The 7,461-nt window shown below is 55.7% G+C and carries 9 protein-coding genes; 1 reads left to right on the top strand and 8 read right to left on the bottom strand.

The window, feature by feature from the left end; translation table 11 throughout:
* Positions 1-252: 252 nt before the first annotated feature.
* The 7 genes from Mhypo_RS16790 to Mhypo_RS16760 form a co-directional block, all read right to left on the bottom strand.
* Positions 253-1,332, bottom strand: a complete 1,080-nt coding sequence (locus tag Mhypo_RS16790) for a bifunctional 3-deoxy-7-phosphoheptulonate synthase/chorismate mutase (RefSeq protein ID WP_119342395.1) — start codon at positions 1,330-1,332, stop codon at positions 253-255.
* A gap of 128 nt (positions 1,333-1,460) precedes the next feature.
* A complete protein-coding gene (tatC, locus tag Mhypo_RS16785) occupies positions 1,461-2,213 on the bottom strand; it encodes a twin-arginine translocase subunit TatC (protein WP_119342394.1) in 753 nt (250 codons plus the stop codon).
* 11 nt (positions 2,214-2,224) lie between these two features.
* On the bottom strand, positions 2,225-2,479 hold the full coding sequence (locus Mhypo_RS16780; protein ID WP_119342393.1) for a Sec-independent protein translocase subunit TatA/TatB: 255 nt from the start codon (positions 2,477-2,479) through the stop codon (positions 2,225-2,227).
* 132 nt (positions 2,480-2,611) lie between these two features.
* Entirely contained in the window at positions 2,612-3,988 is a 1,377-nt protein-coding gene (glmU, locus tag Mhypo_RS16775; RefSeq protein ID WP_119342392.1) for a bifunctional UDP-N-acetylglucosamine diphosphorylase/glucosamine-1-phosphate N-acetyltransferase GlmU, read from the bottom strand.
* Positions 3,989-4,137: 149 nt separating this feature from the next.
* Positions 4,138-5,055: a prolipoprotein diacylglyceryl transferase gene (gene lgt / locus Mhypo_RS16770; protein ID WP_119342391.1), complete on the bottom strand. Its 918-nt coding sequence runs from the start codon at positions 5,053-5,055 to the stop codon at positions 4,138-4,140.
* A 14-nt stretch (positions 5,056-5,069) separates the two neighbouring features.
* A complete protein-coding gene (locus Mhypo_RS16765; RefSeq protein ID WP_119342390.1) occupies positions 5,070-5,291 on the bottom strand; it encodes a glutaredoxin family protein in 222 nt (73 codons plus the stop codon).
* A 346-nt stretch (positions 5,292-5,637) separates the two neighbouring features.
* Complete coding sequence (locus Mhypo_RS16760) at positions 5,638-6,117, bottom strand: DUF456 domain-containing protein (RefSeq protein WP_119342389.1); 480 nt, start codon at positions 6,115-6,117, stop codon at positions 5,638-5,640.
* 254 nt (positions 6,118-6,371) lie between these two features.
* Between Mhypo_RS16760 and Mhypo_RS16755 the strand changes: the two genes are divergently transcribed.
* Complete coding sequence (locus tag Mhypo_RS16755; RefSeq protein WP_119342388.1) at positions 6,372-7,028, top strand: DUF502 domain-containing protein; 657 nt, start codon at positions 6,372-6,374, stop codon at positions 7,026-7,028.
* On the opposite strand, the gene Mhypo_RS16750 is transcribed toward Mhypo_RS16755, so the two are convergent.
* Positions 7,025-7,231: a hypothetical protein gene (locus Mhypo_RS16750; protein WP_240637323.1), complete on the bottom strand. Its 207-nt coding sequence runs from the start codon at positions 7,229-7,231 to the stop codon at positions 7,025-7,027. The two genes, Mhypo_RS16755 and Mhypo_RS16750, sit on opposite strands and share 4 nt — an antisense overlap.
* Between the last annotated feature and the right edge of the window lie 230 nt (positions 7,232-7,461).

Raw genomic sequence — 7,461 nt, 5'->3', positions numbered from 1 at the left:
AAGGGAGACGCTTTCTTCGCCGACCGACAGTGAAGGGCCATCGGCCCCCGGCTAGCGCCGGTACTCAAGGGAGGGGTGTGCTCTAGGATTCAAAAAGACAACCTATGGGTTTTTTGGTTTTGTGAACTGTCTTTTTGAATCCGGTATAACTTGTTTTGCGGCATGTTTTGAATCACGTCGATTACCAGAACCGCAATGTGCGGCTCATTTGGAGGGACAGTAGTGCATACAGAATTCCTGGTTACCAGAGCGCTAGACCCTCGAGGTCTCTTTCGGCATCAGGTCTTCGATGGCCTTCATAAACTGCTCGAACTGGGCAAAGTCGAGTTGCTGCTCGCTGTCGGAAAGAGCCACCTTGGGGTTGGGGTGCACTTCTACGTGTACCCCATCCAGACCAGCCGCCAGAGCAGCCCTGGCCAGCGGGGCCAGCAGGTCGCGTCGCCCGGCGGCGTGCGTCACATCCACAATTACCGGCAGGTGGGTCAGTTGTTTGGCCAGGATGGCCGCCGACAGGTCAAGTGTGTTGCGGGTCCATTTTTCGTAGGTGCGGATGCCCCGCTCGCACAAAATCACCTCGGCGTTGCCCTGCGAAAGGATATATTCGGCGCTGTAGAACCACTCTTCGATGGTCTGGGCAAAACCCCGTTTGAGCAAAACCGGCTTGTTGGCCTTGCCCACCTCGCGCAGCAAGGCGAAATTCTGGGCGTTGCGGGTGCCTACCTGCAGAATATCGGCATACTGCGCCACCACCTCCACATCGCGGGTATCCATGACCTCCGTCACAAACACCATGCCGTTGGCATCGGCCGCCTGCCGGCCCAGCTTTAGGGCGGGCTCTCCCATCCCCTGGAAGCCATAAGGGGAAGTACGGGGTTTATAGGCGCCTCCCCGCAGTACCTTGATGCCATGGCCGGCCAAGAACTTGGCGGTAGTCAACATCTGCTCTTCCGATTCAATGGAACAAGGCCCGGCCACCAGCACCTTACCTTGCCCAAAAACCACATCCCCCACCTTCACGGTGGTGTCCTCGGGCTTGACCTGCCGTGAATAGAGGAATTTTTGCTTATCCTGCTGCTCTTCCAGATCCAACGAGGCCTTGAAGATTTCCTTGAACAGCCGCTTGATGGTCTCGGCAGGGTAGGGGCCGGGGTTTTCCTGGGTGAGATAGGCCAACATCTCATCTTCGCGCTTGGGGTCGTAGTGGGCCAGCCCCAGCTCGGTCTGTACCCGCCCAATCTCGCTCACCAGCTTGCCCCGCTCGGAAAGCAGTCTCAGCAGTTCGCGGTTGATCTGGTCTACTTCCTTACGCAGGTCTAGAATGCGCTGATCCATGAACCCAATGGTATACCAAGCCGAACGTTTTGAGGCAAGCCCTTCTCTATACGGACTGAGACAAGCCTCCAGAAAAATCCTGTCCTGAAGGCCCTCAGTATGTTCGGCTAGAGCAACCCAAAACCGTGCTAAACGGCACCAGCTTCAACCTCTTTGGGGCGCCCTCGCTCGGCCCACTTGACCAGCAGAATCGAAAAACCATAGAGCACCATCAGGGGAATGGAAACCAGGCTAAGGTTGACCACATCCACCGTAGGTGTAATGAGGGCTGCCAGAGTAACGAGAAGCACCACCGCAATACGCCAGTTACTCATGAGGAAGCGGCTGGTAAGAAATCCCAGACGGGCCAGCAAGTAGCTCACCACCGGCATCTCGAAAAGAATGCCCATTAAGGCCAGGAACGTAACCACCTGACCCATGTACATCCCGATGGAGATTTGGGGCGTGACCACATCCCCCAAAAAGCCCAGCAAAAAAGGCACGGCGAAGGGCAAGAGCACAAAGTAGGCAAACACAGCCCCTAGGGCAAAGCTAAAACCCGCGCCCAAAATGAAGGGAACCGCCAGCCTGCGCTCGTGCGCGTATAAACCCGGCGCAATAAAGGCCCAAATCTGGTAAACGATAAAGGGCAGGGCCAATGCCAAACCACCAAAAGCCGCCACTTTGAAAGCTGTTAGGAAGGGCTCGGTAATGTTCAAGACGATAAGCTCGGCTTTGAGCGAAGCGCTTGCATTGTAGGCATCCAGCGGGCGCCGCAAGGCCTCCAGGATCTGTACCCGAAAGGTAAAAGCCACCGCCGTCATCACGGCCCAGGCCACAATGGCCCAGATCAGGCGGTTGCGCAGTTCCTCCAGGTGTTCCATCAAAGGGGCTTCACGCATGGCAGTCCCCTTCAGGATTTAGGCTCTTCCCTGGCCTCGAGGGGTTTCTTGATCTCCTCCAGAGGCTTGCTGATTTCTTCCTTGATTTCTTTGAACTCCTTCACGTCGGCGGCTTTTTCAAACTCCTCACGGATGCTCTTGGCGCCTCGCTGGAACTCGCGGATGCTCTGCCCAAGGCTGCGCCCCAGCTCGGGCAGCTTGCGCGGGCCAAACAGCAGCAAGGCGATCAGCAAGATAATCAAAATTTCCGTCATTCCCAGGTTCATAGCTCACTCCCAACCTCAGTTTACTCCGTTGGTTGAATTTCATCTGAAAGGTTATCTACCCTGCATCAAAAAAGCGTGAAAAATAAGGGTTTACAAGAAAATTTCCGGAGCCCGAGGAGATCATGGGGTACCTCAACCCTCTCCCCGTTTGCGCTTCATGTAACCCTCAATGTTTCGCTGGCGCTCACGGGCAATGGCCAGTGCGCCCTCGGGTACGTCTTGATTGATGCCGCTGCCGCCGGCAATAAACGATCCGTCGGCCAGTGTTACGGGAGCAATCAAGACGCTGTTGGAGCCCACAAACACCCGCTTACCAATGGTGGTCTTGTGTTTGCGCTGGCCGTCGTAGTTGGCGGTAATCACCCCAGCACCAATGTTGGACTCCTCCCCCACCTCGGCATCGCCCAGGTAGGCCAGGTGCCCGGCTTTGGCCCGCTTACCCAGGCGGGCATTTTTTAGTTCGACAAAGTTGCCCACGTGGGCCCCCTCTTCCAGGTAGGCCTTGGGCCGCAGGCGGGCAAACGGCCCGGCATCGGCCCCGCTCGAGACATAGGCCTCGTCGCAAACCGTATGCGACTTAATCTTGCCTCCAGCTTCCACAACCGTATCAGTGAGCACGGCATAGGCCCCGACCTCCACCCCCTCGCCCAGTCGGGTTTGGCCCCGCAGAATCACCCCCGGCCACAGGGTTACGTCGGGCGCCAGCTCCACGCTGGGCTCTATGTAGATGGTCTCGGGCTGAATCATCCGCACCCCGCGGTTCATCCAGTCGGCCCGCAGGCGCTGGAGCAACACCCTTTCCACTTCGGCCAGTTGGGCGCGGGAGTTTACCCCCAGCAGCTCACCCGTGTCCTTCGACTCTACAGATGCAACCTTCTGACCCGCCTCGCGGTAAATACGAATCAGGTCGGGGAGGTAGTATTCGCCAGCAGCATTTTGATTCCCAACCTGCTTTAGTTTTTCCCACAGGCTGGGGTCAAAACAGTAGACCCCGGGGTTGATCTCCTGAATGGCCCTTTGCTCAGGGGTGGCATCCTTTTGCTCCACATTGCCCAGAATTTGGCCCTGTTCGTCTCGAAGGATGCGCCCGTAACCGGTGGGGTCGTTGAGCCGCATGGTGAGCAGGGCCATCCCGGCCCCCTCGGCCTGCATGGCAGCCACCAACCCCGTAAGGGTCTCGACCCGGGTGAGAGGGGTATCGCCCTGAGTTACCACAACGGGGCCCTGGAAACCAGCCAGCACAGGCTGAGCCTGGGCCAGGGCGTGGGCCGTGCCCAGTTGCTGCTCCTGTACCACGAAGCTCAGGTTGGGGTAGCCCTCAAAGGTTTGACGCACCTGCTCGGCCCCGTGGCCGATGACCACCACCACCTTTTCGGCGCCGCTGGCAAACGCTGTATCAATGCAGTAGCCAACCAGGGGTTTTCCCAGCAAGGGGTGCAGAACTTTGGGCAGTTTGGACTTCATGCGGGTTCCCAGGCCCGCTGCCAGAATCACCACAGCATGTGCCATATCTCTCCGATTGTATTGCCAAAAGGGCGGCTCGAGGGTCTATTTTCCCGCCCAAACCCTAAGAAGCCTGGGCAGGAACACCTATAACGGCTCACAAGCATAACCCAGCCTGGCAAAACCACCGTACCATTTGCCCAGGCTGTTTGTTTTTAGCGTTTTTTCTTGGCTGTACCCGGCTTGGGGGTGGGCCCAGCCGGGGCTACCGCAGCAACGGTAGGAGGGTTCCGCTGCCCCTTCCATCGCATAAGGAAGACGATAGCCACAATTACCAGCGGGATGGAGATAATCTGGGTCGCGGTAAATAGCCCGATACCAGCCTGTTCATTCACATATGCCTTAATCCACAACGGGTTGAGACGGAAGGTCTCCTCGAACACCGAACGCAAAACGCTATACCAGAACACAAACTGCCAGAAAACATAGCCATAGGCCCGGTTCTGCCGTAGCCAGTAGATGGACAGAAGTAGCAGCACCACCCCAATCAAGACCCCATAAAGCTGGGTAAAGTGAACCGGGCCGCGAACAATGGCCTCTGGCGCACATCGAACCACCTCGCTGATATCGTTGATGCCGGGGCACACCCCCGGAAACCCGCTGGCCGAAGTAGGCCAGGTGAACCCAATGGGCCAGTTGGTCAGGCGTCCCACGGTGTCGGAGCCGTTCATGATATTGCCAAGCCGACCCGCGGCAATACCAATCGCAATACCCGGCACCACTGCATCGAGATAGGCCCAGACCGGGATTTTACTGCGGTAGTGGTGGTAAATAAACGGGATCAGACCACCAATAATGGCACCGTGGAAGGAAAGACCGCCTTGCCAGATGTAAAGGGCCGAAACTGGATTGCTGCTAAAATCGCCCGGACTGGTAATTACATAACCCACCCGGGCCCCAATAACCCCCCAGATTACAGCCCAAAAGGCAATTTGTTCAAAGCGGTCGGGATCAAAACCCCAACCTTTCAGAATTCGCTTAGCAATCTCAAAGGAAGCAAAAATCGCCAGTACCAGAAAAAGCCCATACCAGCGTATTTGCAGCGAACCGATTTCGATCAGGATTGGATCCATTCAAAGCCTCCCAGCTATAAAGATAATTTCCTGGATAAACGCTCGGGAGTAAACTTGCCCTCTAAGAGCACCCTGCCCTCTTTCAGCAGCACCGGAACCCGGAAGGTATAGGTCTTTTTCAGGTGCTCATCCGCATCTACGTCCTGAAAGGTATACGCGATACCCTGTGCCGCCAGCAAAGCCTCGGCTTCCTCGCAGAGGTGGCAACCTTTTCGACTGATGAGTACATATCCCATTTGAAGACCAAGTATAGCCCGTATGGCCCAAAGACGTGGAATGAACCTCGAACAATATCTTACAAGCACCTGAAGGATTGCCGAAAACCCAAAGCATAAGACGAGACCGAAGAATAATACCAGATTCGGTTGATTCGTTACCGTTCAGTTCCAATCAAACCAACCAAAGGGAGACGCTTTCTTCGCCGACCGACAGGGAGGGGTGTGCTCTAGGATTCAAAAAGAAAACCTATGGGTTTTTGTTTTTGTAAACTGTCTTTTTTAAATCCGGTATAACTCGACTTTGGCGTGCAAAACAAGCTTATACGAGCGTAAAGCAAAATCCGCCAACTAAGCCAACTGATCTCTAAAAAATAGCCTGGATGACCAGAACGCCCATCAACAAGTGAATTAAAAACTTGCCAGCCAGCCCCCCCAGCAGGCCCAGTACAGCTCCCCAAGCCCCGCGCAAGGCAAGCTCGGTAGTGCGACCTGCTACGAGTTCGCCCACAAATGCGCCCACCAAAGGCATCAGAAACAACCCCAGCGGAGGCATGATAAAAATACCCAAAATACCCCCGATGAAAGCACCCCACACCCCCTGACGGCTGCCGCCGAAGTGTCTGGCCCCCAACGCGCCCGCAATATTGTCCACCAGCGAAGATAAAACCGTCAAAATTGTCAGAACAACCCAGACCGACAGGGGAATCTCGCTAAACCCCACCAACAGTTCATGCAGCAGGGCCATCCCGACGATGATGAACCCGGCTGGCACCACCGGGATGAAGGTGGCCAATAGCGCAACCAGCCACACCACCACAAAAAGCCAGTCAGCAAAAGCATTCACGGGCCTGAGTGTAGCAGCCCTGGATGAGAAGAGGGGCTTTATGTTGTGCCAAACTGAGCTGACCAGATCCCTGAGGCCAGATTACTCAGCCGAGTCAAAACACAGTACTCCCATTTGTGGCGGGTAGATACAGTACAAACACGCTGTGAGAGCACTTGGCCAGCACACCTGGAGGTGCGGTAAAACCCTTTTCTGAGGGTACCGGTGAGGGAAAACCTATTCAAGAGCACCGCCGGCCTTAAACTCTTATAAATATGGGCGCTAGACTCCGCCGCTACTTCCTGACCGGTCTGCTTTCCACACTTCCCATCGCCGTGACCTTTTATGTCCTGGTGTGGGTCTACAACTGGTCGAATAGCATCATCGGAAGTATCTTGCGGGCCGTAGATGCCGAACCCTCACGCTGGTTGTTGCCTTTCTTACCGATTTTGGGGATTGTCGCAACCCTGGGACTCGTGGCACTGGTAGGGGCGCTAGCGGGCAATTATGTTGGCCGTCTAATTTTCGGGGCCATCGACCGTAGCATCAAAACCATCCCGCTGATACGCGAGGTGTACAACGCCGTTCAGCAAATATCTCAGACCTTGTTGGGGCAACCAGAAGTTCAATTTCAACGAGCAGCTTTGGTCGAGTATCCACGAAAGGGCGTATATATTCTCTGCTTCATCGCCAGTCCAGAGGTAGGTAAGAGGTTGTCACCTTTGCCAGAGGGTTATACCGTGGTACTGGTTCCGACCAGTCCTGTGCCAGCCTCTGGCATGGCCGTAATTGTTCCAACAGCTGACGTGATCCCGCTCGATATAAGCATCGAAGACGCGCTGAAGTACGTGGTCTCCGCCGGCTTTATCTTGCCAGACGGAAAGGCCAAACAACTGACTGAAAACAGGTCTATAGCTAAATCCGGAACCTAACGCAAACCCCGAGATTCCTCCGGGTTATCATCAAACGCCTGCTGGGCCTGCTCGAGGTAGTGCAGCAAGGCCGCTAGATCGGGGAAGTGCTCTGTCTTCCCCCCATCGGCAGGCTTGACGGATGCCTTCACGGTGCCATCGGGCCCTTGCCACATTCGAACAATGAGTGTCACCGCCTTCGGGCGCATGACTCCACCTTTCATATCCCATAGGCTAGCGGCTCGAGCGTTATATTTGCGTTACGACCAGGAGCTAATACCAGATTCAAAAAGACAGTTTACAAAACCAAAAACCCCACAGGTTGTCTTTTTGAATCCTAGAGCACACCCCTCCCTTGAGTACCGGCGCTAGCCGGGGGCCGATGGCCCTTCACTGTCGGTCGGCGAAGAAAGCGTCTCCCTTCCAAGGGGCGGTATCGCCCTCCGCTACGCGG

The organism is Meiothermus hypogaeus, from assembly GCF_003574035.1.
Taxonomy (GTDB): Bacteria; Deinococcota; Deinococci; order Deinococcales; family Thermaceae; genus Meiothermus; species Meiothermus hypogaeus.
Note: the sequence above shows the minus strand (reverse complement) of the source record. Positions and strands in the feature narration are given on the sequence as shown.